Source organism: Streptomyces sp. MI02-7b, from assembly GCF_033793585.1.
GTDB lineage: Bacteria > Actinomycetota > Actinomycetes > Streptomycetales > Streptomycetaceae > Actinacidiphila.
In genome coordinates, this window is sequence record NZ_JARAWX010000005.1 from 425,815 (window position 1) to 451,070 (window position 25,256).

The 25,256-nt window shown below is 72.8% G+C and carries 23 protein-coding genes; 16 read left to right on the plus strand and 7 right to left on the minus strand.

Annotation, left to right across the window (positions count from 1 at the left end):
* The first annotated feature begins 65 nt into the window (after positions 1-65).
* A complete protein-coding gene (locus PV364_RS11005) occupies positions 66-1,454 on the plus strand; it encodes an FAD-binding oxidoreductase (protein WP_319659617.1) in 1,389 nt (462 codons plus the stop codon).
* Positions 1,455-1,632: 178 nt separating this feature from the next.
* Here the strand turns inward: PV364_RS11005 and PV364_RS11010 are convergent, their stop codons facing one another.
* Positions 1,633-2,781: a TDT family transporter gene (locus tag PV364_RS11010; RefSeq protein ID WP_319659618.1), complete on the minus strand. Its 1,149-nt coding sequence runs from the start codon at positions 2,779-2,781 to the stop codon at positions 1,633-1,635.
* Between the two features lie 70 nt (positions 2,782-2,851).
* Here PV364_RS11010 and PV364_RS11015 point away from each other — a divergent pair, with 70 nt between their 5' ends.
* From PV364_RS11015 to PV364_RS11025, 3 genes are all read left to right on the plus strand, one after another.
* On the plus strand, positions 2,852-3,778 hold the full coding sequence (locus PV364_RS11015) for a LysR family transcriptional regulator (protein WP_319659619.1): 927 nt from the start codon (positions 2,852-2,854) through the stop codon (positions 3,776-3,778).
* Positions 3,779-3,858: 80 nt separating this feature from the next.
* Positions 3,859-4,338, plus strand: a complete 480-nt coding sequence (locus tag PV364_RS11020; protein WP_319659620.1) for a MarR family winged helix-turn-helix transcriptional regulator — start codon at positions 3,859-3,861, stop codon at positions 4,336-4,338.
* Positions 4,339-4,882: 544 nt separating this feature from the next.
* Positions 4,883-5,590, plus strand: a complete 708-nt coding sequence (locus PV364_RS11025) for a hypothetical protein (protein ID WP_319659621.1) — start codon at positions 4,883-4,885, stop codon at positions 5,588-5,590.
* Positions 5,591-5,605: 15 nt separating this feature from the next.
* Here PV364_RS11025 and pip read toward each other — a convergent pair whose 3' ends face one another.
* The gene (pip, locus tag PV364_RS11030; RefSeq protein ID WP_319659622.1) at positions 5,606-6,571 is read right to left on the minus strand and encodes a prolyl aminopeptidase; all 966 of its coding nucleotides are present in this window, start codon (positions 6,569-6,571) and stop codon (positions 5,606-5,608) included.
* Positions 6,572-6,751: 180 nt separating this feature from the next.
* Here pip and PV364_RS11035 point away from each other — a divergent pair, with 180 nt between their 5' ends.
* From PV364_RS11035 to PV364_RS11045, 3 genes are all read left to right on the plus strand, one after another.
* A complete protein-coding gene (locus tag PV364_RS11035) occupies positions 6,752-7,444 on the plus strand; it encodes a hypothetical protein (RefSeq protein WP_319659623.1) in 693 nt (230 codons plus the stop codon).
* Between the two features lie 203 nt (positions 7,445-7,647).
* Positions 7,648-8,811, plus strand: coding sequence for an AI-2E family transporter (locus tag PV364_RS11040; RefSeq protein ID WP_319659624.1), 1,164 nt, complete (start codon positions 7,648-7,650; stop codon positions 8,809-8,811).
* A gap of 535 nt (positions 8,812-9,346) precedes the next feature.
* The gene (locus tag PV364_RS11045) at positions 9,347-13,645 is read left to right on the plus strand and encodes a discoidin domain-containing protein (protein ID WP_319659625.1); all 4,299 of its coding nucleotides are present in this window, start codon (positions 9,347-9,349) and stop codon (positions 13,643-13,645) included.
* 115 nt (positions 13,646-13,760) lie between these two features.
* Here the strand turns inward: PV364_RS11045 and PV364_RS11050 are convergent, their stop codons facing one another.
* The gene (locus tag PV364_RS11050) at positions 13,761-14,246 is read right to left on the minus strand and encodes a lamin tail domain-containing protein (protein WP_319659626.1); all 486 of its coding nucleotides are present in this window, start codon (positions 14,244-14,246) and stop codon (positions 13,761-13,763) included.
* Between the two features lie 340 nt (positions 14,247-14,586).
* Here PV364_RS11050 and PV364_RS11055 point away from each other — a divergent pair, with 340 nt between their 5' ends.
* Positions 14,587-15,426 carry a methyltransferase domain-containing protein gene (locus PV364_RS11055; RefSeq protein ID WP_319659627.1) on the plus strand — a complete coding sequence of 280 codons (840 nt, stop codon included), beginning with the start codon at positions 14,587-14,589 and terminating at the stop codon, positions 15,424-15,426.
* On the opposite strand, the gene PV364_RS11060 is transcribed toward PV364_RS11055, so the two are convergent.
* On the minus strand, positions 15,389-16,006 hold the full coding sequence (locus PV364_RS11060; RefSeq protein WP_319659628.1) for a TIGR03086 family metal-binding protein: 618 nt from the start codon (positions 16,004-16,006) through the stop codon (positions 15,389-15,391). The two genes, PV364_RS11055 and PV364_RS11060, sit on opposite strands and share 38 nt — an antisense overlap.
* Positions 16,007-16,189: 183 nt before the next feature.
* Between PV364_RS11060 and PV364_RS11065 the strand changes: the two genes are divergently transcribed.
* The 3 genes from PV364_RS11065 (at position 16,190) to PV364_RS11075 (ending at position 19,948) form a co-directional block, all read left to right on the plus strand.
* On the plus strand, positions 16,190-18,715 hold the full coding sequence (locus PV364_RS11065) for a SpoIIE family protein phosphatase (protein ID WP_319659629.1): 2,526 nt from the start codon (positions 16,190-16,192) through the stop codon (positions 18,713-18,715).
* A gap of 217 nt (positions 18,716-18,932) precedes the next feature.
* Complete coding sequence (locus PV364_RS11070; RefSeq protein WP_319659630.1) at positions 18,933-19,670, plus strand: dienelactone hydrolase family protein; 738 nt, start codon at positions 18,933-18,935, stop codon at positions 19,668-19,670.
* Positions 19,670-19,948, plus strand: a complete 279-nt coding sequence (locus PV364_RS11075; protein ID WP_319659631.1) for a DUF6295 family protein — start codon at positions 19,670-19,672, stop codon at positions 19,946-19,948. Before PV364_RS11070 ends, PV364_RS11075 begins: the two co-directional genes overlap by 1 nt.
* A gap of 31 nt (positions 19,949-19,979) precedes the next feature.
* Here PV364_RS11075 and PV364_RS11080 read toward each other — a convergent pair whose 3' ends face one another.
* On the minus strand, positions 19,980-21,173 hold the full coding sequence (locus PV364_RS11080; RefSeq protein WP_319659632.1) for a damage-control phosphatase ARMT1 family protein: 1,194 nt from the start codon (positions 21,171-21,173) through the stop codon (positions 19,980-19,982).
* A 102-nt stretch (positions 21,174-21,275) separates the two neighbouring features.
* Between PV364_RS11080 and PV364_RS11085 the strand changes: the two genes are divergently transcribed.
* On the plus strand, positions 21,276-21,872 hold the full coding sequence (locus PV364_RS11085; protein ID WP_319659633.1) for an HD domain-containing protein: 597 nt from the start codon (positions 21,276-21,278) through the stop codon (positions 21,870-21,872).
* A gap of 60 nt (positions 21,873-21,932) precedes the next feature.
* Entirely contained in the window at positions 21,933-22,499 is a 567-nt protein-coding gene (locus tag PV364_RS11090) for a histidine phosphatase family protein (protein ID WP_319659635.1), read from the plus strand.
* 144 nt (positions 22,500-22,643) lie between these two features.
* Here the strand turns inward: PV364_RS11090 and PV364_RS11095 are convergent, their stop codons facing one another.
* A complete protein-coding gene (locus tag PV364_RS11095; RefSeq protein ID WP_319659636.1) occupies positions 22,644-23,363 on the minus strand; it encodes a VOC family protein in 720 nt (239 codons plus the stop codon).
* A 236-nt stretch (positions 23,364-23,599) separates the two neighbouring features.
* Here PV364_RS11095 and PV364_RS11100 point away from each other — a divergent pair, with 236 nt between their 5' ends.
* On the plus strand, positions 23,600-23,896 hold the full coding sequence (locus tag PV364_RS11100; protein ID WP_319659638.1) for a WhiB family transcriptional regulator: 297 nt from the start codon (positions 23,600-23,602) through the stop codon (positions 23,894-23,896).
* A 32-nt stretch (positions 23,897-23,928) separates the two neighbouring features.
* Here PV364_RS11100 and PV364_RS11105 read toward each other — a convergent pair whose 3' ends face one another.
* Positions 23,929-24,270 (minus strand): hypothetical protein, encoded by a 342-nt coding sequence (locus PV364_RS11105; protein WP_319659639.1) that lies wholly within the window; start codon positions 24,268-24,270, stop codon positions 23,929-23,931.
* 142 nt (positions 24,271-24,412) lie between these two features.
* Between PV364_RS11105 and PV364_RS11110 the strand changes: the two genes are divergently transcribed.
* Together PV364_RS11110 and PV364_RS11115 are read left to right on the plus strand one after the other, a co-directional pair.
* A complete protein-coding gene (locus tag PV364_RS11110) occupies positions 24,413-24,631 on the plus strand; it encodes a DUF5133 domain-containing protein (protein ID WP_319659640.1) in 219 nt (72 codons plus the stop codon).
* A 141-nt stretch (positions 24,632-24,772) separates the two neighbouring features.
* On the plus strand, positions 24,773-25,132 hold the full coding sequence (locus PV364_RS11115) for an STAS domain-containing protein (protein WP_319659641.1): 360 nt from the start codon (positions 24,773-24,775) through the stop codon (positions 25,130-25,132).
* The last annotated feature ends 124 nt before the right edge of the window (positions 25,133-25,256 follow it).

Here is a 25,256-nt window from a genome sequence, read left to right on the forward strand (position 1 = left end):
GGGAGGAGCGGAGGCGGGGGGCCGTGCGAGCCGGGGGGGCCTCAGCGCTACGAGGAGCGTGGGCGATGGGCAACCCCTCGATCGACCGGCTGCGCGAGCGCGTCCGCGGCCCGGTGGTCACCCCCGGCAGCGACGCCTACGACCGGGCGCGCACCGTCCGCAACGCCATGATCGACAAGCGTCCGGCGGCCGTGGTGCACTGCGCCGACACGGGCGACGTCAGGGCCGTCGTGGACTTCGCCCGGGACACCGGCGTCGATCTGGCCGTACGCGGCGGCGGGCACAGCGTACCCGGCTTCGGCACCTGCGACGGCGGTGTCGTCGCCGACCTGTCGGCGATGCGCACGGTGCGGGTGGACCCCGCGGCCCGGACCGCCCTCGCCGAGGGCGGCGCCACCTGGGGGGACTTCGACGCGGCGACCCACGCCTTCGGGCTGGCCACGACCGGCGGCATCATCTCCACCACCGGGGTCGGCGGTCTGACCCTCGGCGGGGGCATCGGGTACCTGAGCCGCGGGCTCGGGCTGAGCTGCGACAACCTCGTCTCCGCGGACGTCGTGACCGCCGACGGCGACCTGGTCGTCGCGAGCGGCAAGGAGCACGACGACCTGTTCTGGGCCCTCCGCGGCGGAGGCGGCAACTTCGGCGTGGTGACCTCGTTCCGGTTCCGGCTGGCACCGCTGACGGACGTCTACGGAGGGCTGATGCTCTACGAGCCGGACGACGCGGTCACCGTGCTGCGCGCCTACCGAGAGGCCATCTCCGCCGCCCCCGACCGGCTCGGCGCCTTCCCCGCCTTCCAGATCGCCCCGCCGCTGCCGTTCATCCCCGAGGACCGGCACGGGGACCTGTTCATCGCCGTCGTGGCGTGCTGGGCGGGACCGCCCGGGGAGGGCGAACGCGCCCTCAGGCCGTTCCGCGACGCGGCACCGGTGGTCGCCGAGCACGTCGGGCCGATGCCCTATCCGGCGATGAACAGCCTCTTCGACGCGCTCACTCCGCCCGGCCTCCAGCACTACTGGAAGGCCGCGTTCGCCACCGAGCTGACCGACGAGGCCATCGCGGCCCACGTCGCCCACGCGCCGGGGCTGCCCGCGGTCAACTCGACCGTCCACATCTACCCGATCGACGGCGCCTGCCACCGGGTGGCCCCGGACGCCACCGCCTTCGCCTACCGCGACGCGTCCTTCGCCGCGGTCATCGCCGGGATGTGGCCCGACGCCACGGCCAACGAAGCCAACGTCGCCTGGGTGCGGGACTACTTCGACGCGATCGCGCCGCACTCACAGGAGGGCGGGTACGTCAACTTCATGGCCGGCGACGACCAGAGCCGCATCCGGGCCAACTACCGCGGCAACTACGACCGCCTGGTGGAGGTGAAGAGGGCCTACGACCCCGGCAACCTCTTCCACCTCAACCAGAACATCAGGCCCGAGGGCGTGTCCCACCCGTAGCTCCCCGGCTACCGCGGGAAGGTGCCCCCTGTGTGCGGTGCACGGGCCCCGTCGACGACTCCCCCGGAACTCCCCCGGAACTCCCCCAGGCCGAAGGCCGGGGAAGTGCCGTGCCGGGGACACCTCCCGGCGGAGCCGGTGGAGCGTCGCGGGACAGCCGGGCCCTGTGCGACACGCCCTACCGCGCGGGCGCCGGGAGGAAGATGCTCCCGCTCGCCGCCGCCCGCGCCGTGCGCGCCGCGACCGTGACCCACGCGACGAGCAGCAGCGCGCCCAGCACGACCGCCGCGCCCTGGAAGGCCGTCGCGTGCGTGCGCAGCGCCAGCGCGCTGGTGCCGGTGACGCAGGTGCCGACGGGAAAGGTGAAGCTCCACCAGGTCAGGGAGAAGGGCAGGCCGCGTCGGGCGGTGCGCACTGTGAGCGCCGCCGCCAGGAAGAGCCACATCATCGCGAAGCCCCAGACGGGCACGCCGTACAGGAGGCCGAACACCTCGGCACCGCTGGCATAGGGGCGCGGCAGCACCCGGGGCGCCACCCCGCCGAGCAGGTTGGCGGCGGTCACCGACTGGCCCAGCGGTCCCAGCACGATCCACAGTGTCGGCACCATCGCGGCGGGGCCCGTCTTGTGGTGCACCAGGCGGCTCCACAGCAGGGTGATGATGATCAGGCTCGCGATCAGGCTCATGCCGAACATCGCGTAGCAGGCCAGCAGCAGGGTGAGCCGTCCCTGCCCGGGCGCGAGGTGCGGGATCAGGGCGGCACCGGTGGCGGCCGACACCATCGGGGGCACCACGGGCATCAGCCAGCCGCCGAAAGCGGCGTCCTCGGTGACGCGGTGGTCGGTCATCGCGCGGTACGGGATCCACACCCAGGTCACCAGCCCGAGCAGGGTGCCCGCCGACCAGAGCACCACGTCCACGACGAGCGCCGGACGCTGGCCGATCCACGCGGAGCCCAGCGTCAGGGTGCCGACGCCGACCGTCATCAGCGCCATCGCGGGGGCGCCCCAGAAGTGCGCCATGACCGGGTTGCCGGCGTGCGCCCGGCCCCGTTCGGGGTGGCGCGTCCAGTGCACGGACCAGGCGGCGGTGAGCACGACGAGCCAGGCGGCGGCCAGGGCCCAGACGGCGGTGGCGAAAATGCGCAGTCCCGGCACGTGCACCGGGAGGCCGGCCGCCGCGACGGCGACGATGCCGGTGCCCATGACGGAGGCGTACCAGTTGGGACCGAGGTCGCGGAAGAGCTGGGAGGGGTGGTCCAGCTCCCGCAGCAGGCCGGTGCGCGGGTGGGCGCCGGTTCTGGGCGGGGCGGTGAGCGAGCTGTGCATGGCCTCAGCCTCCCGCCGCCGGAAGGGCCGCGGTAGGGATCATTCCGCGATGGGGCCATAGACTCGACCTATGCCCCTGCCCGAGCGTGTGAGCGACCTGGCGGCGTACGACCTGCTGCTCTCCGTCTCCCGCCTGGGCAGTGTGGGCGCGGCCGCCCGCGCGCACGGCATCAGCCAGCCCTCCGCCAGCTCCCGGCTGCGTCATCTGGAACGCCGGCTCGGACTCCAGCTGCTGGAGCGCTCCCCGCGTGGCTCGCGGCTCACCGAGCAGGGCGCGCTGGTCGCCGGCTGGGCGCGGACCGCGGTGGACGCGGCGGCCTTCCTGGACGCGGGCGTGACCTCGCTGCTGGGCACCACGGAGAGCCGGCTGCAGGTCGCGGCCAGCATGACGGTGGCCGAGTACCTGCTGCCCCAGTGGCTCGCGGCCCTGCGGGCCCGCGCGCCGCACACCTCGGTCGCCCTGACCGCGGGCAACTCCGACGAGGTCGCCGCCGCCGTACGGGAGGGCCGGGCCCACCTCGGCTTCGTGGAGGCCCCCGACGTCCCACGCGGACTGACCGCCCGCACCGTGGGACGCGACGAGCTCACGGTGATCGTGGCCCCGGCGCATCCCTGGGCCGGGCGCCGCTCCGGGATCACCGCCGACGAGCTGTCCGCCACGCCGCTGGTCAGCCGTGAACGCGGCTCCGGCACCCGGCGCTACCTGGAACGGGCCCTCGACGGGGTGGGCGCCGTCCCCCTCGCCGCTCCCCTGCTCGAACTCCCCTCGACGACCGCCATCAAGACCGCCGTGGCCGACGGCGTCGCCCCCGCGGTCCTCAGCTCGCTCGCGCTGACCGCCGAACTGGCCAACGGCACCGTGGTCGCCGTCCCCGTGCGTGACCTCGATCTCACCCGCGCCCTGCGGCTGGTCCACCCCCGGACCAGCCCGCCGACCGGAGCGGCGGGCGAACTGGCGGCGATCGCCCGGCACGACGGCCCGCCGACAGCCGCCTGAGCCCCTCACCACGGCCTATCATTGAAGGGCGGCAACGATCCACCCAGACGGATGGTTTCCCGCTTGATACGGTGACCGACGTGACAGGACACGAGAACGCGACCCGGGACTTCGCACCCGATCCCCTGGACCGGCTCGGCTTCCTGTTGGTCCGTCACGGAGCCGTCGCCAGGAGCCGGGTTCACCACGCCTTCGCCGTCTGCGGACTGGCACCCCGTCAGGGCTCCACACTGATGCTGCTCGGCAGGTCGGGCGACATGAGCCAGCAGGCGCTCGCCGGTGAACTGGGCGTGGACCCCAGCATCATGGTCGGCATCCTCAACGACCTGGAGTCCTGCCACCTCGTGGAGCGGCGGCGCGACCCCGCCGACCGCCGGCGGCACATCGTCGCCATCACCGAGGCGGGCGGCGACACGCTGACCCGGGTCGAGAAGGCCCTCCACGAGGTGGAGAGCGAACTCTTCGCCGATCTCGCCCCCGAGGAGATCAGCACACTGCGCGGACTGCTCGCCCGGGTCAGGACCAGTTCCCCGGTCGACTCCCCGTGCGACGAGGACTGAGACCACCGGCCACGGGCGGAACGCGAAGGGCGGGCGGCCGTCACGTCCGAGCGTCCCCACGCGCGATGACGGGCCACCCGCCCTGGCGGACAGGGCGACAGCCGTGTCCTGTCAGCCGCACGTACCGTCCCCACGGGCGCGGCCTCCTGCGCCTCCCTCACAGAGCGCAGGGTCTTCACCCCGTCCTCACACGTCCGGGGCGACATTGAACGTACACGACGGTTGATCGATCTCAATGATTACGACCGTGTGACCATGACCTCAGCACGACGTTTCCCGACGGCGGAATAAACGGCTCCGGATGACCGAACGCCCGCGCCTGGTGGCGTGGGGCACCTCACACCGCCTCGCAGGGCAGGGAAATCACCGCCCTGACCTGCACTTTCAAGGAATCGCTCCTGGTGGGACCGTCCTGCGCCGACCTCAAGGCCTTGCGCTGTCCGCGCCCGCTGTCGCAGAGTCCAGGACATATCCGGCCTCGTTCGCCCATACCGCGACGGGGCAACCGGGCGGGGGGCACGTTCGAAAGGGTCCTCGTCCAGCCATGGCTTCCCCACGCAGCAACCAGGCAAAGCACCGCCGCGGTCGGTCCCTGCGGTGGAAGGTGACGACGGCGGGCGTCGCAGCGGCGGCCGCGCTCGGCGGTACCGCCTGGGCGCTGCAGCAGTCCTTCCAGGAACCCGCGGAGGCCGCGGGCAAGCCCCGGCCGGCCGCCGTCTCACCGGCGCCGGCCTCCCACACCACGGCCGCCAGGCCCGACGCCGTGCCCGGCAAGGGCCTCGGCTCGGCGGACCACGGCAAGAGGACGCCGTCCGGGAAGAAGGACGACGACGGCACGAGCGGCAGGCCCGCCCACGGGTCGCCGTCCCCGAAGGCATCCGCGTCCGCCCCCGCGAAGGCCGCGCACAAGCCCGCCGAACCCACCGAGTCCGCCGCACCTTCGCACCACCCGGCCCCGAGCGCGTCGCACACGACCCACCCGTCGCACCCCGCGGGCACCCCGACACCGGTGGTCACCCACCCGTCGCACACTCCCCCGGCCACCCCGCCCACGCCCAGCGAGCCGGCGCCCAGCACCCCGCCGGCGAGCCCGGATCCCACGGACACACCGACGCCGACACCGACACCGACGGCCACCGTCCCGGACACGGTGACGGACTCGCCGGCCGAGGACACGGCACCCTCCGCCGCGCCGGAGCACCGGGGCCCGTCGGAGCACGGCACGTGGTGGCGGCACCGCACGCCGCGGTGACACCGCGGGCGCGGGTCAGTTCCCGCGCCCCGAGAAGCGCTCGATGGCACCCAGTACGGCCTGGCTCATCGCCGGGCTGCCGGTGTGCCCGGAGTCCTCGATGACCTGCAGCTCCGCGTCCGGCCACACCTTGGCCAGCTCCCACGCGGTCGTCAACGGGCTGCCGAGGTCCAGCCGCCCGTGAATCAGCACCCCGGGGATGCCCGCCAGCCGGTGGGCGTCGCGCAGCAGTTGCCCGTCCTCCAGCCAGGCGTCGTGCGAGAAGTAGTGCGCGCAGATCCGCGCGAAGGCGATCAGCGCGTCGTCCGCCCGGTCGCTGTACGCACCGGGCCTGCCGAGGCTCTCGTGGGCGATGACCGCGTCCTCCCATGTGCACCAGTCGCGTGCCGCCTTGGCGCGTACGGCCTCGTCCGTGCTGTTCAGCAGCCGGCTGTAGGCGGCGAGCAGGTCGCCGTCGCGGTCCTCGGGCGGGAGCGCGTCACGGAAGGCCTCCCAGGGGCCGGGCAGCAGCCGGCCGACGCCGCGGTAGAGCCAGTCGGTCTCCTCGGGCCGGGTGGTCGTGACCCCGACGATGATGATCTCGGTGACCCGCTCGGGGTGGCGCTCGGCGTACGCGAGCATGAGGGTCGACCCCCAGGAGCCGCCGTAGAGCAGCCAGCGCTCGATGCCCAGGTGCTCGCGCAGCCGCTCCATGTCCGCGATCAGGTGTTCGGTGGTGTTCTCCGCGAGGCTCACCCGCGGGTCGGAGGCGTGCGGCAGGCTCTCCCCGCTGCCGCGCTGGTCGAACATGACGACCCGGTAGAGCTCGGGGTCGAAGCCGTTGCGGGCACCCCGCTTGCCGCCGGCGCCCGGCCCGCCGTGCACGCACACCGCGGGCTTGCCCTCCGGATTGCCGCTGACCTCCCAGTGGATCAGCTGACCGTCGCCGACGTCGAGCAGACCCTGTGCGTACGGTTCGGAATGCCTGAACGGCGATGCCACGGCGGACTCTCCCTGCGAGGTACGGAACGGGTGCGGAACGTCCGTGAGGCTACTGGGCGCGCCCCGGGAGACGCCACGCACTTCCGCACGCCCTCCGCGGCACCGGTCAAGCCGCACCGAACCACCGCTATGAGCTGAAAACATCACCAAAGGTGTCAGCTCACGTCCTGGGGGAACGGCATGATCGAGGACGCGCGGGGCTTCGCGCCCGCGGACCGGCGGCCGGAGCGGCAGCGCTCCACCCGCACCCGTTTCGAGCACGCCCAGGGGTGGGTCACCGCCCTGGCGGGCATCCTCGCGCTCGCGCTCTCGGTGTCCAACTTCGTGGAGCTGCGGCGGCAGCCGGACGTGGACGTCTCGCTCCCCCACCTGGTGCGCATCGCGCAGGGCAAGGAGGTGTGGCTCTACCTCCAGCCCACCGTCTCCAGCCGGGTGCGCGCCGGGCAGTCGGCAGTCATCACCGATGTGCACCTCGACGTACTGCCGCTGGGCCGCGGGCCAGGCGCGGCACGGCCCGACTTCTTCTGGGACGAGACCGGAACCCTGCGCTACGACCCCGAGACGCATGCGGCCGACTACGTCCGCACCGCCGACCCCGGCCCGCTGCTCGTCACCCAGGAGCGGCCGCAGCAGCCGCTGATGCTCTTCGACGCGATCGGCTGGAACTTCCACGAGGGCCGCTACCTGGGCCGCCTGACCCTGCACCGGGCCGGCGCGGAGAAGCCGATCACCGAGAGCTTCTGCCTGGTCGTCTCGAAGCGGGCCGCGACGACCCTCGAGGAAGCGGGCCAGTACACCTACCACGAGTTCCGCAACGACGTCCCCGGCGCGGGCACCGACCGGAACGGCTGCTACGTCCTGCCCGCCGGTTGACCCGCGGCGAGCAACGCGCCGGCGCCCCGGCTCCGCGGTCCCGACGACCCCGACGGCCCGGGACGACGCGGCGGCCGCCGGGCGGCACGGCACCGCGCGGCGATCCCGCGGTGGGTGCCTTCGGGCGAAAGACGCCCGCGGCACGTTGCCCGGGACCGGAGCGGTGGTACGAGCCCAGGCGTACGGGAGGTGGTGGCGGGCCCATGCCCAGGCGAGCGCACACGCAGGGCGGCCCGGACCCGGGCATGCCGCCGGGAGGACGCCGGGACCGCATCCGCGCGGGCCGCCGCGCGGCAGCCGGACGGACTCCGGACAGGACCGGGCCGCGCGTGCTCCCGGCGCTCAACACGGCGGCCGCGTACAGCTGGCGGCTCATCGTCGTCGGCGTGGTCGTCTGGGGGATCTTCTCCGTCCTGGGACGCTTCCACGAGATCGCGGTCGCGGTCTTCCTGGGGCTCGTCGGCACGGCGATGCTCCGGCCGGCGGCGGACCTGCTGGCGCGGTGGATGCCGCGGCCGCTCGCCGTCGCGGCGTCGCTGCTCGGCAGCATCGTCCTCGTGCTGGGCGTGCTGGCGCTGGTCGGCGAGGCGGTCGCCCAGGAACAGGAGGGACTGCAGAAGGAGTTCGGGGCCGGGCTGTCCAGAATCGAGCGCTGGCTGGAGTCACCGCCGTTCCGCCTGGACCCGAAGGCGCTGACGGACCTCCAGTCGAAGATCGGCGACTGGCTGTCCAGCCACCGCTCGACGCTCATCAGCACCGCGCTGAGCGGCGCCGGACGCCTCATCGAGGTCCTCACGGTCTTCGCGCTCGCCCTGTTCTGCTCGGTGTTCTTCCTGCACTCGGGCGACCGTCAGTGGGCGTGGTTCTGCCGGCAGCTGCCGCTGTCGGTGCGGGACCGGGTGGCGGTCGGGGGCACGGCGGCGTGGCACACCTTCACCGGGTACACGCACGGCATCGTGCTCGTGGCCGGCACCAACGCCGTCCTCGTCGGACTCGCCCTCTACGCGCTCGGCGTGCCGCTCGCGCTCCCCCTGGCGCTGCTGGAGTTCTTCGCCGCCTTCGTGCCGCTGATCGGCTCCCCCATCGCGCTCGCGGTGGCCGCGGTCGTCGCGCTGGCCTCCCAGGGGCCGCTGATCGCGCTCGTCGTGGTGGCCCTCATCGTCGTCATCGGCCAGATCGAGGGCCATGTCCTGCACCCCCTCGTGATGAGCTGGGCCGTCCGCCTCCACCCCGTCGTCGTCGCGCTCAGCGTGATCGGCGGTGCCATCGCCGCGGGCGTCATCGGCGCGGTCGTCGCCGTCCCGCTCGTCTCCGTGCTCTGGTCCGTCCGCCAGGCGCTGCGCGCCGCGGGGGCGCAGCGGGCGTAGACGTCCGGCCCTCGCACCGGCTCCCCCGGCAGCCGCGGGCGGAGAACCGTTCCCGCCGCCCGCACGGCCGTGCCCCCCGGACGATCGGCGACTCCCCGGAGCCGAGGACTCCGGCAGGCGGGCATGCGCCGGCGGCGCCCGGCACCGGCACGCCGGGCCCGCCCGCAGGCCCTTCCCCGGGGGCCCGGAACCCGCGCGTCCGGCAGCGGCCCCCTCCCCCTCGGCGGCGCCGGCATACGGAACGAGGGCGTCCGAACATGTGGACGAGGCCGCGCCGGAGCGGCGAGGGAGCGTAGTAAAGGCGACCCACAGAGGCAAGAGCAATTGCGAATTGCGCAAAATCTTGCATGCAGGCGCAAGTACGTGCCGTGCGCACGACGCAGCAGTGCAAGCCTGTCGCGTGCATATCAAAAGGCCCGGTCGTAGGCATGGACGACCGCAATTGACTCTGCAACTATCGCCACGGTTAACGCAATTTCATGAGCGATCAACGCAACTTCTCGTTCACTCGACACACGAGAGGCATAGGGACGACATGCGTAGGAAGCACATGGTCCAGCGGCTGGTGGCGGGGGTGATCGCGGCGGGCATGGTCGTCCTCGGCCTGTCGGCGCCGCCCGCCTCGGCCGCCGGGGGGCCGAACCTCGCCGCCGGCAGAACGGCCACCGCGAGCAGTTCGCACGCCGAGTACGGGGTCGCGAACATCACCGACGGCAGCCAGGACACGTACTGGCAGAGCGCGGGCAGCACCTTGCCGCAGTGGGTCCAGGTCGACCTGGGCAGCGGGACGAACGTGGACGAGGTGGTCGTGAAGCTGCCCGCCGCGTGGGGCGCGCGCGACGAGACCTTCGCGGTGCAGGGCAGCACGGACGGCAACACCTTCTCCACCCTCTCCGGCTCCGCGGCGCACACCTTCGCGCCCGGCGCGGGCAATACCGTCACGATCGGCTTCTCGGCCGTCACGACCCGGTACGTGCGGCTGAACGTCACCGCCAACACCGGCTGGTCCGCCGCCCAGGTCTCCGAGCTCGAGGTGCACGGTGCCGCCTCCTCGACGGACAACCTGGCCCAGGGCCGGACGCTGACCGCGAGCGGCAGCAACGCCCCCTACACCCCGGCCAACGCCAACGACGGCAACCAGTCCTCGTACTGGGAGAGTGCCAACAACGCCTTCCCACAGTGGCTCCAGGCCGACCTCGGCTCCTCCGTGGGCGTCAGCAAGGTCGTGCTGAAGCTGCCGCCGGCCTGGGAGGCGCGGACGCAGACGCTGTCGCTGCGCGGCAGCACGGACGGGTCGAACTTCAGCGACCTGGTGGCCTCCCACGACTACGCGTTCACCCCCGGGAGCAACAACACCGTCACCATCAACCTGACCTCGGCGACGGTGCGCTACGTGCGGGTCAACGTCACGGCCAACACCGGCTGGGCCGCGGCCCAGTTGTCGGAGCTGGAGATCTACGGCCCGGCCACCGGTGACACCGTCGCGCCGTCCGCGCCCACCGGTCTGGCCTACACGCAGCCCGCGTCCGGCCAGATCCGGCTGACCTGGAACGCGTCCACGGACAACGTCGGGGTGACCGGCTACGACGTGTACGCCAACGGCATGCTGCGCACGAGCGTCGCCGGCAACGTGACGACCTTCACCGACAGCCAGCCCGACACCGCCACGGTCACGTACTCCGTGCGGGCCAAGGACGCCGCGGGCAACCAGTCGGGCAACAGCAACACCGTCACCCGCACCGGCGACACCGGCGGCGACACGCAGGCGCCGTCGCAGCCCGGCAACCTCGCCTACACCCAGCCCGCGTCCGGCCAGATCAAGCTGACCTGGACCGCCTCGTCGGACAACGTCGGCGTCACCGGCTACGAGGTCTACGCCAACGACCAGCTGCGCACCACGGTCTCCGGCAGCACGCTGACGTACACCGACACCCAGTCGGACTCGGCGACCGTCGCGTACTACATCAAGGCCAAGGACGCCGCGGGCAACCGCAGCGTCGCGAGCGCCACCGTCATCCGCAACGGCTCCACCAGCGGCCCCGGTTCGAACATGGCCGTCGGCAAGCCGATCACGGCCTCCTCCACCACCCAGAACTTCGTCGCGGCCAACGCGAACGACAACAGCGTCACCACGTACTGGGAGGGCGCCGGCGGCAGTTACCCCAACACGCTGACCGTCTCCCTCGGCGCCAACGCCGACGTGAGCTCGCTGGTCCTCAAGCTCAACCCCGACGGCGCCTGGGGCACCCGCACCCAGACCATCCAGGTGCTCGGCCGGGAGCAGAGCGCGAGCGGCTTCACCAGCCTCAAGGCCGCGGCGGACTACACGTTCAACCCGGCCTCCGGCAACACCGTGACGATCCCGGTCAGCGCGCGCGTCGCCGACGTGCGGCTGACGTTCACCGCCAACAGCGGCGCGGGCGGCGGTCAGGTCGCCGAGTTCCAGGTGATCGGCACCCCGGCACCGAACCCGGACCTGACGGTCTCCGCCATGTCCGTGTCCCCGAGCGCGCCGGTCGAGACCGACGCGGTCACGCTCTCCGCCACCGTCCGCAACATCGGCGACCTGGCCTCGGGCGCCACGAACGTCACCTTCTACCTGGGCACCACCAAGGTCGGCACCGCCGCGGTCGGCGCGCTGGCCGCCGGTGGCTCGGCCACGGTGACGGCGAACATCGGCACCCGTGACGCGGGCAGCTACCCGCTCGGCGCGGCGGTCGACGAGTCGAACACCGTCATCGAGCAGAACGACACCAACAACGCCTACACCAGTTCGAGTCCGCTGGTCATCAAGCCGGTCGACAGCTCCGACCTGGTCGCCGCGCCGTCCAGCTGGACGCCGGGCAACCCGGGCAAGGGCAACACCGTGACCTTCTCGGTCGCGATCAAGAACCAGGGCACCGTGGCCTCCGCGGGCGGCGCCCACGGCATCACGGTGACGGTCACCGACACCGCCTCCGGCAGCGTCGTGAAGACGCTCACCGGCTCCTACAGCGGTGCCATCGCGGCGGGCAGCACCAGCAGCCCGGTCAACCTGGGCACCTGGACGGCGGTGAACGGCAAGTACTCCGTCAAGACGGTGATCGCCGCGGACGCCAACGAGCTGGCCGTCAAGCAGCAGAACAACACCAGCACCCAGTCCCTGTTCGTCGGGCGCGGCGCCAACATGCCGTACGACATGTACGAGGCCGAGGACGGCGTCCTGGGCGGCGGCGCGCAGGTCGTCGGCCCGAACCGCACCGTCGGCGACCTCGCGGGCGAGGCGTCCGGCCGCAAGGCCGTCACGCTGAACAGCACGGGCAGCTCGGTGGAGTTCACCACCAAGGCCAGCACCAACACCCTGGTCGTGCGCTACTCCATCCCGGACGCGTCGGGCGGCGGGGGCACGAACTCCACACTCGACGTCTACGTCAACGGCACCTTCCTCAAGGCCATCGACCTGACCTCGAAGTACGCGTGGCTCTACGGCAACGAGACCGCCCCGGGCAACAGCCCCGGCGACGGCAGCCCGCGGCACATCTACGACGAGGCCAACATGCTGCTCGGCACCACCGTGCCGGCCGGCGCCAAGATCAAGCTCCAGAAGGACACCGCCAACACCACCAACTACGCGATCGACTTCATCAACACCGAGCAGGCCACGCCGATCGCCAACCCGGACCCCGCGGCGTACACCGCGCCGACCGGCTTCAGCCAGCAGGACGTGCAGAACGCCCTGGACAAGGCGCGGATGGACACCACCGGCACGATCAAGGGTGTCTACCTCCCGGCCGGCGACTACGACACCTCCAGCAAGTTCCAGGTCTACGGCAAGGCCGTCAAGATCATCGGCGCGGGCCCCTGGTACACCCGTTTCCACACCCCGTCGAGCCAGTCCAACACCGACGCGGGCTTCCGCGCCGACTCCACGGCCAACGGCTCGTCCTTCTCGGGCTTCGCGTTCTTCGGGAACTACACCTCCCGCATCGACGGCCCCGGCAAGGTCTTCGACTTCGCGAACGTCGCCAACATCACCATCGACAACGTCTGGAACGAGCACACCGTCTGCCTCTACTGGGGCGCCAACACCGACAACGTCACCATCACCAACTCGCGCATCCGCGACACCTTCGCCGACGGCATCAACATGACCAACGGCAGCACGGACAACCACCTCGACAACATCGAGGCCCGTGCCACGGGTGACGACAGCTTCGCGCTCTTCTCCGCGATCGACGCGGGCGGCGCGGACGAGAAGAACAACCTGTACGAGAACCTGACGTCCCTGCTGACCTGGCGCGCCGCGGGCATCGCGGTCTACGGCGGCTACGCCAACACGTTCCGCAACATCCTCATCGCGGACACGCTGGTGTACTCCGGTGTCACGATCAGCTCCCTGGACTTCGGCTACCCGATGAACGGCTTCGGGACCGACCCGACCAACATCCAGAACGTCTCCATCGTCCGCGCCGGCGGACACTTCTGGGGTGGTCAGACCTTCCCGGGCATCTGGCTCTTCTCGGCCTCGAAGGTCTTCCAGGGCATCCGCGTCAGCGACGTGGACATCGTGGACCCGACCTACAGCGGGATCATGTTCCAGACCAACTACGTCGGCGGGCAGCCGCAGAACCCGATCAAGGACACGATCCTCACCAACGTGACCATCACCGGTGCCCACCGCAGCGGTGACGCCTTCGACGCCAAGTCCGGCTTCGGACTGTGGGCCAACGAGATGCCGGAGTCCGGCCAGGGCCCGGCGGTCGGCTCGGTCACCTTCAACAACCTGCAGTTCAACGACAACTACCAGGACATCAAGAACACCACGTCCACCTTCACCATCACGCGCAACCCGTAGCCGGTACGCCCCGGCCGGTGGTCCCGGCCGGGGCGCACGGCGCACACGAAGGCGGCGTGCCGCGACTGGATGTCGCGGCACGCCGCTGGTTCATCGGGCCCCGCCGGGCAGGGGATCAACGGTAGTGACGGCCGCCCCACGACTCGGTGTCCACGACGCGGCCGTGGTCGTTGCGCAGGGTGGCGCTGTCACGCTTGTCCCAGACGCCCTTGCGGCGGTCCTGGAAGACGTCGAACCGGCTGTCGCGGCCCTGGCCGGTGTGCACGCGGACCTTGGAGTGGCCGGGGAGGCGCAGGAAGGTGAAGCGGTAGCGGTTGCCGTCACTGTCGGACAGCGTCCAGCCGCGCAGGTTCACGGCGTCGCGGCCCCTGTTGACCACCTCGACCCACTCGGTGTTGAGCGCGCGGTTCGAGCGGACGCCGCGGCCGCCCTCGTCGTGCCGGACGTCGCCGATCGACACCGCGGAGCGGGGGGCCGGGCCGTGCCCGTGGCCGCGGCCGTGGCCGTTGTCCGCGGAGGCCGGCATGGCGGCGGCCGCCACGACGGCGCCGGAGGCGAGGACGGTGGCGATGACGCGACGGGCGTTGAACGAAGCAGACATGATGCCCCCTCATCAGGGTGCGTCCCGGAACTCCCGTGTTCCGGTGACGCGGTGCGGTTACCTCGGCGGTTGGCCGATGACCCAACTCTGACCTGCCCCGACGGCGAAATCCGGAAGATCCGCTTCACGTTACGGAATGCGGACATATCCGTAACCCTCGTCTGTAGGCGACATCTGTCAATGTCATAGGACACGCCATGCCATTGCCGGATACATCGACCCCCTCCGCAGACGTCATCCGCGCGGCGGCATGTCACCCACAGGGGTAACAGCCCCGTGCGGGGCGTTGACGTCCGGGTCCGAGGGCCTTTGTAACGGCCCCATCTGCGAACATCGCGTCATGGCGACACACGAGCCCGGCAGCGGCTACCTGCTCGACAACCGGCAGTCCGAGGCCGGCGTCCGCTTGGGCGCCCTCGCGGAGCTCTTCGACCCCGTGACCTTCCGCCATGTCGACGCCCTGGGGATCGGCCCGGGCATGCGCTGCTGGGAGGTGGGCGCGGGCGGCCCGTCCGTGCCGCTCGGGCTGGCCCGGCGGGTCGGGCCCGGCGGGACGGTGGTCGCCACCGACATCGACGTGTCGTGGGCCCGGGAGGCGGCCGGCGGCGTGATCGACGTGCGGCGCCATGACGTCGCCGCCGACCCGCCGCCGGACGGCGGCTTCGACCTGGTCCACGCCCGGCTCGTCCTGGTGCACGTCACCGACCGTGCCGAGGCCCTGCGGCGAATGGCCGGCGCGCTGCGGCCGGGTGGAGTGCTGCTGCTGGAGGACGCCGACCCCGGACTGCAGCCGCTGCTGTGCCCGGACGAGTCGGGGCCCGCGCAGCGACTCGCCAACCGCCTCCGGTCCGGATTCCGGACGCTGATGGCGGAGCGCGGCGCCGATCTCGCGTACGGCAGGACGCTGCCCAGGCTGCTGCGCGAGGCAGGCCTCGAGGACGTGCGCGCCGACGCGTACTTCCCGATCACCTCACCCGCCTGCACGGTGCTGGAGGCGGCCACGGTGCGGCAGATCCGCGGCCGGCTGGTGGCGGCGGGCCTGGCGACGGACGAGGAGGTCGACCGTCATCTGGCCGACGTCGCCACCGGCACCCTCGATCTCGCCACCTCCCCGATGATCTCGGCGTGGGGGCGCCGGCCGCTCAGTGCGAGGGACGCCACCCCGGATCCCGGCCGGTGAGGGCGACCACCCGGTCCAGCAGCGGCGCCGTCGGCGGCACGGGGACCGGGCGCCCGAAGGGCCCGGAGCCGTCCGACCGGGCGGTGAACGGGGTGAGCAGGGCGAGCACCGCCTCCAGGCCCGCCGGGTCCGGCCGGTAGTCCTGGCCGGTGGCGCGGGCCAGGTCCCAGCCGTGCACGAGGAGCTCGTTGAGGGCGAAGCGCCCGGCGGCCTCGCCCGGCAGGTCCACCCCTCCGGCGCGGGTGCGGCCCTGCCACGCGAGAGGACTGCGCCAGGCCTCCGCCATGTCGGCCAGCAGCTCCGGCAGCCTGTCGCGCCACTGGTCCGGCGGCTCCGGCGGGAGCGCGCTGCCGGGATCACCGTCAGTGGTGGGCCCGAGGTCCTTGCGTGCCGCGTCACGGAAGGCCGCGCACAGCCCCGCGACATGGCCGATCAGATGGCCCACGGTGTAGTCGGGGCACGGGGTGGGGGCGCCGAGCCGGTCGTCGCCGATCCGCTCCAGCACCGCGGTGACGCCGAGCGCGGCGGGACGGAGATCGGGCTGCCCGGCGGTGCCGGGGCCGTGGAGCTGCTGGGTCATGGAAGGTCCCCTGGATGTCGGTGTTCTCGCCTGTTCCTGCTTTGGCCGCCTGTGCCGTCTGTTCGACCGTGGCGGAGCGCGGAACTCATCGGTGCGGGGACCGTGGCGGGCCGTGGCCGCGGCAGGGCCCGCCACCGGGTGCTGCAGATCTTGCCTGAAGGCAGTATTGACCTGTGGAGGTCCTTGGTACGAGGCACCGCCGCCCGGGTCGGCTGCGCGCAGGGCGGCACGGTGCTCCCTGACACTCCGGGCGACTCGCCCGTGAGGGGTGACGCGCACGCCGTGCTCGACGGCGGCGGCACCGTCGTGAGCTGGAGTCCCGGCGCGCAACGGATGCTGGGGCGCACGGCGGCGGAGGTGGTCGGGACGCCCGGCGCCGGACTGCTGCACAGCGGCGCCGACGGCGCGCGGATCCTGGAGCGGCGCACCGCGGACCGGTCGGTCGCCCTCGGGGTGACCGGTCTGCGCCACCTCGACGGCCGCCGGGTCGACGTCGTGCTGTGGGCGCATCCGCTGGTCCTGGCGGGACGGCGGTACTGGCTGCTGCAGGCCGAGGACGCCGAGGCGGTGCGGCGGAGCGAATTGCGTCACGCTCTGCTGCAGGGCGTGTTCACGGAGTCGCCGTTCATCATCGACGTCTTCGACCGGGACCTGCGCTTCTTGGCGCAGAACGACTCGCAGAGCCGTGCGCCGGGTTTCACGGACGTCGTCGGGCGGACGATGCGGGAGGCCGCGCCGCCGGGTCTGCTCGACGTGGACGCCCTGGAGCACCGGCAGCGGCAGGTGCTCGCCACGGGGAAGGCGCTGATCGGCACCGAGGTGCGCGGCCGCGATCCGCGCGACCCGGACCGCGACACCGTCTGGGAGGAGACCATCCTGCCGCTGCGCGGCGCCGCGGGTGACGTGGTGGCGCTCGCGCACATGGTGACCGACACCACCGAGGAGTCCCGCGCCCGCGAGCGGCTCGACCTCGTCAACGAGGCGAGTGCCCGCATCGGCAGCCGGCTGGAGGTCCTGACCACGGCGCAGGAGCTCACCGACGTGGCCGTGCCGCGGTTCGCCGACCTCGCCTACGTCAATCTGCTCGACCCGGTCATCGGCGGGGCGGAACCGGTGACCGGGCCGCTGCGCGAGGCGGTCGTGCTGCGGCGGGCGGCGAGCACCATGGACGTCGCCGACCTGAGGAAGTCCATCGTCGCCACCGGTGACGTGGACGTACTCGCCTCGGCGCCCGACTCGTACACCCGGCGCGCCCTCGCCGACGGGGAGCCGGTGAGGCTGACCGGCGACCAGGTCAGGGCGGCGCTGGCGGCGTCCGATCCGGCACGCGGGGCGCTGGCCGCCCGGTACGGCATCCATTCCTGGCTGCTGGTCCCGATGTTCGCCCGCGGGGCGCCGCTCGGCTCCGCGGTCTTCGTCCGCATCACGCGTGCGCACCCCTTCGAGGACGACGACGTGCCGCTGGCCAGGGAGATGGTGACCCGCGCGGCCGTGTGCATCGACAACGCCAGCCGCTACACGCGGGAGCGGACCACCGCCCTGACGCTGCAGCGGAACCTGCTGCCGCGGAGCCTGCCCGAACTGCGGGGGGTGGAGAGCGTGTCGCGCTGTCTGCCGTCCGGCGACCGGGCGGTGCTCGGCGGTGGCTGGTTCGACGTGATCCCGCTCTCCGGCGCCCGGGTCGCGATGGTGATCGGCGACGCGGGCGATGACGGCCTCTACGCGGCGGTGTCGATGGGGCGGCTGCGGACGGCGGTGCGCACCCTGGCGGATCTGGACCTGTCGCCCGACGAACTGCTCACCCATCTCGACGACCAGGTCAAGCGCACTCTCAACGACCGGCCCGCCCCTCCGGAACACCCCGAGTCGGTGGCCCGCTCCTGCCTGTTCGCGGTCTTCGACCCGATCTCGCGCAAGTGCCGCTTCGCCAGCGCGGGCCACCCGCCGCCGGTGCGCGTGGGCGCGACCGGGCAGCCGTCGTTCGTGGACGTCCCCGTCGGGGCACCGCTGGGGATCGGAGCGGTCCCGTACGAGTCGGGCGAGGTGACCCTCGCCGACGGCGACGTGCTGGTCCTCTCCACCGGCAGCCTGCTCGGCGTGCCGGGCGCCAGGGACCGCGACGCGGGTCCGGCCCGGCTGCGCGAGGCCCTGTCCGACCCCGGCATCGTGGCGGCCCTGCGGTCCGGCGGGCACGACGCGCTCGGCGACGCGGGCGACGCCGTCCTGCGCCGCCTCCACCCCGGCATCCCCGGCTCTCCCGGTTCCCCCGAGCCCAACGACGTGCTGCTGCTCGCGCGCGTGCACGGTCTGGCGCCCGACCGGCACGTCACCTGGGACCTGCCGGCCGAGCCGGAGGCCGTCGGGCGGGCACGGGCGCTGACCGTGGGCACGTTGGCCGAATGGGGCCTGGAAGAGCTGGAGTTCACGACCGAGCTGCTGGTCAGCGAACTGGTCACCAACGCGATCCGCTACGGCCGGCCGCCGCTGCGCCTGCGGCTCATCCACGAGCGCACCCTGATCCTCGAGGTCTCCGACGGCAGCAACACCTCGCCCCACGCCCGCCGTGCCCTGGAGACCGACGAGGGCGGGCGCGGCCTGTTCCTGGTCGCCCAGGTCGCGAAGCTGTGGGGCACCCGCTACGAAGAGCGGGGAAAGACCATCTGGGCCGAACAGCCGCTCACGGACGGGACGGACGACACCGCCTTGTGACGCGCGGGGTGAGCGCCGTGAGCCTCATGAGCGTGCCCAGGGGGCCTCGTCACAGGCCGGAGGTCCACCCGCTCCTTGCCGCTATCCACGGACGGCTCACGGGGGCCCTCGCAGCGCCCGCCTGAGAACACGGGGAACACGGCGACCTGGGAGGGAGCGTTCCGGAACGGCGGACTATCGTGTCGATCATCCGTCACCTCGGAAGGAAACCCCTTTCATGTACGACGCAATCCTGGCCGAGACGATCACCGTCACCGGTCACGGCGACGACCCGATCGAGGCCTACGCGGCGCGCCCGATGACCGCCGGTCCGCTGGGCGGCGTTGTGGTGATCCACCACATGCCGGGCTATGACGCCCCGTCGAAGGAGATCACCCGCCGCTTCGCCGCGGAGGGCTACGCGGCCGTCTGCCCGAACCTCTACAGCCGTGAGGCCCCCGGTGCCTCCCCCGACGACGCCGCCGCGACGGCGCGGGCCCGGGGCGGTGTGCCCGACGAGCGGCTGCTGGGGGACGTGGCGGGTGCCGCCGCGTACCTGCGCGGGCTGCCGTCGTCCAACGGGCGGGTGGGCGTCATCGGTTACTGCTCCGGCGGGCGGCAGGCGTTCCTGGTGGACGCCTCGCTCGACGTGCAGGCGGCCGTCGACTGCTACGGCGCCTTCGTCGCGGGCCGGCCGCCGGAGGGCTTCCCCCTCCAGGTCGAGCCGCTCCTGCACCTGACGAAGGAGCTGCGCGCGCCGCTGCTCGGCCTGTTCGGCGCGGAGGACAGCTACCCCTCGCCCGAGCACGTCGCCGAGCTGGAGGCCGAGCTCAAGGCGCACGGCAAGCCGTACGAGTTCCACACCTACGAGAACGCGGGCCACGCCTTCTTCGCCGTGGACCGGCCGAGCTACCGGCCGCAGGCGGCCGTCGACGGCTGGTCCCGGATCCTCACGTTCTTCGGGGAGCACCTCTGATGTGCACGTACCTCACGGAGAAGGTCCGCATCGAGGGCAGCGGCAAGGGCGCGCAGGGCTACTTCCCGCTGACCGACGCGATGGTCTACGTCGACCATCCGCAGCACGCGCCCTTCGAGCACACCGTCAACATCGACTTCATGAACCCGGAGCTGGGCCCGTCCGCGCGGGTCGCCGTGGAGCTGACCGAGGAGGCCGCGCTCGCGCTCGTCGAGGCGATCCGCTCGGCCCTGGCGTCGGCGCCGCCCGGGCTCGCCTCGGCGTCCGCGGGACGCTGACGGACGTTCCGGGCCCCGGGTCACCTCTGGGTCACCCCTGGCCGGGGGTCCCGACCTGGATCAGCGCATGGGTGCCGGTGGTGCGCCAGGGCGTGCCGGTGGCGTCGAGACGGGCGACGGTCCGCGCGTCGGCGCCGGTGAGGGTGTCCGACTTGAGGGTGCGCAGGGCCGCGACCGGGCCGGGGAAGTACGCGGTGACGTCCGCGAACGGCACGGTGGCGGCCCAGTGCCGGTCACCGACCAGGCGGCGGTAGTTGAGGTCGCCCTTCATGACGGTGACGGCCGCGGCCGCGAAGCGTTCGCGAAGATCGCCGGGCAGGGCGTCGTAGGGCAGCGGCGCGCAGGCGAACGGGTGCGTGGACAGCGTCAGTCGGTCCGCGCGCAGGGCGTCGGCGAGCCGGTGCCCGATCGATCCCGCGGCGCCGGGTGCGTGCGTCATGCGGCGCAGGCACATCAGCACGTCGCGGGGCGTGGCGTCGGAGACGAAGTACGGGCGGGGCTTGAGCATGAGCTCGACCCGCCCGGCGCGTCCCGTGGCCAGCAGGTGGTCGATGAACACCAGGTCGGCCAGGATCTCGCGGGCGCTGTTGTCGGCGACCACGACGACCTGCCCGCCGTCGAGCAGCGGCCACAGCCGTCCGGACTCGTCCGCCACGTAGGTCCCGGACGGCTCGGGGGCGGCGCCCGGCTCGCCCGCGATGGTGAAGCCCAGGTCGGCCTGGTTCCCCCAGACAGCCGCCGTCAGCAGCCGCTGCTCGCGCTCCTCCTGGGTGAGTACGGCCAGGTCGTCCAGGGCCGCGAGGTCGCCGGCGAAGCCGTGGCCCTCCAGTTCGGCGTCCTTGAACGGCGCGAAGAAGTCGAGACCGTGCCAGGGCCCGTCGGCGAGGTACCCGGTGGCCTCGAGCAGCCTGCGGTAGAAGAACGACTCCGCCCACAGGAAGGGCAGTTCGGGCCACGGGCCGCCGTACCGCCCCTGTCCCCACACCTCCCACGCGGCCGCGTCCGCGGCGTCCGCCGGCAGCGGGGCGACGGTGCCGTGGCGCGACTCCTCCAGGAGCGCGGCGCACGCCTGCCGCTGCGCGGTGCCGTAGGGGACGGACTCCAGGATCCGTCCGATCAGCACCGGGTGGCGGACCTGGAAGACGTTCCAGGCGAAGGAGCCCGGTTCGTCGCAGGTGATCGGCGGAGCGTCCGGGGTCGTCGCGCCGTGCGCTGGGTGGGACATGCGTGGGCCTCCAACGGTGGGAACGCAATTCTCACAGGAAGCGGCGTGAAATCAGGGAGCGCACGCCCGTCCGGGAGGACGTCCCCTACGCTGCTGACCGCGATGACGCCACCGAAACCGCTGGACCGTGCCCTCACCGACCCCGGCGACCCTCCGATGCGCCCGCTGCCGCCCGCGGTCACCTCCCTGCTGCTGGCTCTGCAGGCACCGCCCCGCCTGGCGGCGCATCTGCGGGCCGTTCACGACGTCGCCCACGAACTGGCCGACTGGACGCGGGCGCGCTGCCCCGGGCTCCCGCTGGACCGCGAGGCGGTGTTCTTCGGCGCGGCGACGCACGACATCGGCAAGACGGTTCACGAAGCAGAGTTGTCCGGCCCGGGGTCGGCGCACGAGGAGGCGGGCCGGGCGCTGCTGCTGGCGCACGGTTTCCCGCCGGCGCTCGCCCGCTTCGCCGGCACCCACGCGTCCTGGGCGCGTGCGGCGGTGACGGTCGAGGAGCTGCTGGTCAGCGTGGCCGACAAGGTGTGGAAGAACCAGCGGGTGCCGGATCTGGAGGACCGCCTCGTGGCGCGGCTGGCCGAGGCGAACGGCACTCAGCCGTGGGAGGAGTTCCTCGCGCTCGACGACGTCCTGTCCCGGATCGGCGAGCAGGCGGCACGCCGTCTCGCCTTCCAGGCGTCCTTCCCGGTGCGGGGCTGACGCGGCGACAATGCCCCTGTCCGATGCGGCATGACCTGCCGAGACCGTCCGGAGGCCCCGATGGCAGTGGAGATCGTCTACGAGACCCATTCCACGACCACCGACAACGAGGCGGGCATCGCCACCGGCCGGCTCCCGGGCGAGCTGTCGGAACTGGGCTGCCGCCAGGCCCGTGAACTGGGCGAGCGCCGGTCGGGCGGCGGATTCGCGGCCGTGTTCACCTCGGACCTGCACCGCGCCGTCCGGACGGCCCGGATCGCGTTCCCCGACGGCCGCCCGCCGATCCACCAGGACGTCCGGCTGCGTGAGTGCGACTACGGCGCCCTCAACGGAAGCCCGTACCCGCTCGTCGCCGCCCAGCGGACCCGGCGCTTGGACGAGCCCTTTCCCGGTGGCCAGAGCTACCGTCAGGTCACCGCGGCCACCAGCGCCTTCCTCCACGACCTGGCCACCGGATGGGACAACACCCGCATCCTGGTGATCGCCCACTCGGCCAACCGGTGGGCGCTGGACCACCTGCTCGCCGGCACCCCGCTGGAAGAACTCCTCCAAGCGCCCCCGGCGTGGCGCCCGGGCTGGTACTACACGCTGCCCTCCGACTGGCCGCCCCCTCCGGTGGACCTCTGAGGCCGGAGCGTCAACGGGCCGCCGGCGTATCGCTCCCCGAAGGCGCTCGCCCCGGAGAGCATCCCGTCCGCGACGACGGCGTTCGCGGGAGTCGCGCGGACCGCCACCCCTGGCGCGAGGGCGACGCCCGTCTGTGAAACCCGGTTACCGGGGGCTCCGCACGGCGAACTCGTTGCCGTCGGGGTCCAGGAACAGCGTCCGTCCGCCGCCGGCCCCGCCGGCGTCGGTGCGCGTCGCGCCGAGCGCGATCAGACGGTCGATCTCCGCCTCCCGGTCGGCGTGGGCGGGGATCGCCAGCTCCAGGTACAGCCTGTTCGTGCCCGTCTTGGGTGCCACCGGAGGACCACCCCATGTGATCTTCGTACCACCGTGGGGCGATTGGATCGCCGTCTCCTGGTCCTGGTCCCAGACGAGCGGCCACCGCAGCGCCTCGCTCCAGAAGTAGCCGACCGCCTGGGTGCCGTCGCAGGACAGCGCTCCGATGAAGCCGGTGTCGGCGAGGAACTTGTTGCCCGCCTCGATGACACAGAACTCGTTGCCGTCCGGATCGGCGAGCACCACATGGCCCTCTTCCGGGAGTTGACCGACGTCGATGTGCTGCCCGCCGAGTGACAGCGCCCTGTCCACCGTCCGCTGCTGATCCTCCGGGAGGGCGCTCGTCAGGTCGAAGTGCGCCCGGTTCCGGCCGAGCCTGGGCTCCTGGCCCGGCAGGAAACGGATGCGGAAGCCGCCGGGGTCAGGGGGCAGGATCGCGACGTCGTCCGGACCGTCGGCCAACTCCCAGCCCAGGACGCCGGACCAGAACCGCGCCAGGCCCGACGGCCGGGTCGCGTGGAAACAGATCGCGAACAGCTGACTGGTCATACCCCGCGCATCTCCGATCCGTCGGCGGACGACACGACGCTCGCCCTCCCCGCGACCGCAGCTTAGGGTCGCGGTGCGCCACCCGCATCCGGGTTTCCGTCGCCGGGCGCCCGTCATGTGCCGGACCCGCCAGGGCCGTTCGCCGGGCGGCCCGCATGGCTCCCCCGCGATCGGGTACGCGACGTCCCATGGTTACGTCCGCAGCATTCCGTACGCGTTCTCCGGAAGGAGTTGCCATGGGCTGGTGGCGAAACGCCGCTTGTTCCGACGAGGATCCCGACCTGTTCTTCCCGGTCAGTGCGTCAGGACCGGGGGCCGCTCAGGAGGAGCGGGCCAAGGCGGTCTGCGAGCGGTGCCCGGTGGAGGAGCAATGCCTGCAATGGGCCCTGGACAGCGGGCAGAACCCGGGGATCTGGGGCGGTACGACCGAGGACGACCGGCGCGCGATCAGGCGGCGCCGGTCGCGGAGCCGGTCGCACGCGCCCTCGTCATCGTCCTCGCCGCGCAGGGACCGCAGGCCGGCGGTGCGCTGAGCCCCGGGGCCGGCGGGCGGCCCCGGCGACGCTCACCCGGTGCGCGGCCCGAGGTTCCGGCGGCGGGCCGGCACCGGCCGCCGGAAGGCCACCGTGAGGGCGAGCAGCCAGCTCACCGAGAAGGCCGCCGCGACGCCCGGCTGCCACGTCACCACGGTCGCCACGAGCAGGGCGATCGTGGTGGCCACGAGCACCGCGGCGAACAGCACCCGGGGCCGCCAGGTCTCCCGGTCGCGCAGCGCGTCCAGGGCCCGGTCACGGGGCGTCAGGCGCATGGTGCGCAACTGTCGTTCGAGGACCGCGTCGGCGCTCAGCAGACGCTCCATCCCCGCCAGCGCGCGCCTCTCACGGTCGGACAGTTCCGAACTTTCCATCCCGGCACCTCCGCGGCTCGCCACCCATGCCTGCCATCTACCCCGAATGGGCGCGGGGATGACGGGTAGCCGAACCCGGGTGGCCCTCCCCCGGCCCCTCGCCGGCCCGCGGGCCCGGCAGGGCGACGGAAGGAGTCCGATCATGCTGGTGGCGCATCCCGTGGTTCTGTACATGCTGGTCGAGCGGTACGAGGCGTTGCGCGCCCGGCCCGCCGGGGAGAACGACGCCGAGGCCGGCCGGCACAGGGACGACCTCGCCGTCGCCCTGTGCGCGGCCACCGGGGCGCCGGACGTGGAGGCGGCGCTGCGCGCCGCACGCCGTCTGTTACCGGGGACGGGCAAGGAGGTCGGCGGGTCCTGAGCGCGGATCCTGAGCACGGCCGGTCGGCACGGTGTGGCGGTGTCGTGAAAGGGCCGGTCCGGGCCCTGTATCACTTGACGGGACCGGCGGGCGGGCCGACCCTGAAGAGGATCGGGCGTTCCACCCCACTGGGAGCTCCACGTGCCACCCCTCCCCCCACCCCGTCCCGCATGGGCCACCCACCGGCTCACGGTCCGCTTCGGCGGGGCCGGGGACCGGCCGCTGGCCATCGTCGCCGGTGAGATCGATCAGGACTGCGCCGAGGACCTGCGGCACGCCCTGGAGTCCGCGCTGGGCGACGGCCCGGACGGACCCGGCGGCATCGACGTCGATCTGCGCGACGTCTCCTTCTGCGACTGCGCCGGGCTCAACGCCCTCCTGCGGGTCCGCCTGCACGCCCTGGACAGCGGCCGCACGGTCCGGCTCCGCGCGGTCAGCGGCCAGGTGGGACGACTGCTGTCCCTCTCCGGCACGGAGTCCCTCTTCACCGCCGCGGCATGAGCGCCGCGGCGTGAGTGCCGCGGCGGCGCCGAGGACCTGCGGCACGCCCTGGAGTCCGCGCTGGGCGACGGCCCGGACGGACCCGGCGGCATCGACGTCGATCTGCGCGACGTCTCCTTCTGCG

What these genes read in the sequence shown, in the direction of transcription:
- PV364_RS11005 (WP_319659617.1), top strand. Translation starts at nt 66, where the DNA reads ATGGGCAACCCCTCGATCGACCGGCTGCGCGAGCGCGTCCGCGGCCCG.
- PV364_RS11010 (WP_319659618.1), bottom strand. Translation starts at nt 2,781, where the DNA reads ATGCACAGCTCGCTCACCGCCCCGCCCAGAACCGGCGCCCACCCGCGC.
- PV364_RS11015 (WP_319659619.1), top strand. Translation starts at nt 2,852, where the DNA reads ATGCCCCTGCCCGAGCGTGTGAGCGACCTGGCGGCGTACGACCTGCTG.
- PV364_RS11025 (WP_319659621.1), top strand. Translation starts at nt 4,883, where the DNA reads ATGGCTTCCCCACGCAGCAACCAGGCAAAGCACCGCCGCGGTCGGTCC.
- PV364_RS11035 (WP_319659623.1), top strand. Translation starts at nt 6,752, where the DNA reads ATGATCGAGGACGCGCGGGGCTTCGCGCCCGCGGACCGGCGGCCGGAG.
- PV364_RS11040 (WP_319659624.1), top strand. Translation starts at nt 7,648, where the DNA reads ATGCCCAGGCGAGCGCACACGCAGGGCGGCCCGGACCCGGGCATGCCG.
- PV364_RS11045 (WP_319659625.1), top strand. Translation starts at nt 9,347, where the DNA reads ATGCGTAGGAAGCACATGGTCCAGCGGCTGGTGGCGGGGGTGATCGCG.
- PV364_RS11050 (WP_319659626.1), bottom strand. Translation starts at nt 14,246, where the DNA reads ATGTCTGCTTCGTTCAACGCCCGTCGCGTCATCGCCACCGTCCTCGCC.
- PV364_RS11055 (WP_319659627.1), top strand. Translation starts at nt 14,587, where the DNA reads ATGGCGACACACGAGCCCGGCAGCGGCTACCTGCTCGACAACCGGCAG.
- PV364_RS11060 (WP_319659628.1), bottom strand. Translation starts at nt 16,006, where the DNA reads ATGACCCAGCAGCTCCACGGCCCCGGCACCGCCGGGCAGCCCGATCTC.
- PV364_RS11070 (WP_319659630.1), top strand. Translation starts at nt 18,933, where the DNA reads ATGTACGACGCAATCCTGGCCGAGACGATCACCGTCACCGGTCACGGC.
- PV364_RS11075 (WP_319659631.1), top strand. Translation starts at nt 19,670, where the DNA reads ATGTGCACGTACCTCACGGAGAAGGTCCGCATCGAGGGCAGCGGCAAG.
- PV364_RS11080 (WP_319659632.1), bottom strand. Translation starts at nt 21,173, where the DNA reads ATGTCCCACCCAGCGCACGGCGCGACGACCCCGGACGCTCCGCCGATC.
- PV364_RS11085 (WP_319659633.1), top strand. Translation starts at nt 21,276, where the DNA reads ATGACGCCACCGAAACCGCTGGACCGTGCCCTCACCGACCCCGGCGAC.
- PV364_RS11090 (WP_319659635.1), top strand. Translation starts at nt 21,933, where the DNA reads ATGGCAGTGGAGATCGTCTACGAGACCCATTCCACGACCACCGACAAC.
- PV364_RS11095 (WP_319659636.1), bottom strand. Translation starts at nt 23,363, where the DNA reads ATGACCAGTCAGCTGTTCGCGATCTGTTTCCACGCGACCCGGCCGTCG.
- PV364_RS11100 (WP_319659638.1), top strand. Translation starts at nt 23,600, where the DNA reads ATGGGCTGGTGGCGAAACGCCGCTTGTTCCGACGAGGATCCCGACCTG.
- PV364_RS11105 (WP_319659639.1), bottom strand. Translation starts at nt 24,270, where the DNA reads ATGGAAAGTTCGGAACTGTCCGACCGTGAGAGGCGCGCGCTGGCGGGG.
- PV364_RS11110 (WP_319659640.1), top strand. Translation starts at nt 24,413, where the DNA reads ATGCTGGTGGCGCATCCCGTGGTTCTGTACATGCTGGTCGAGCGGTAC.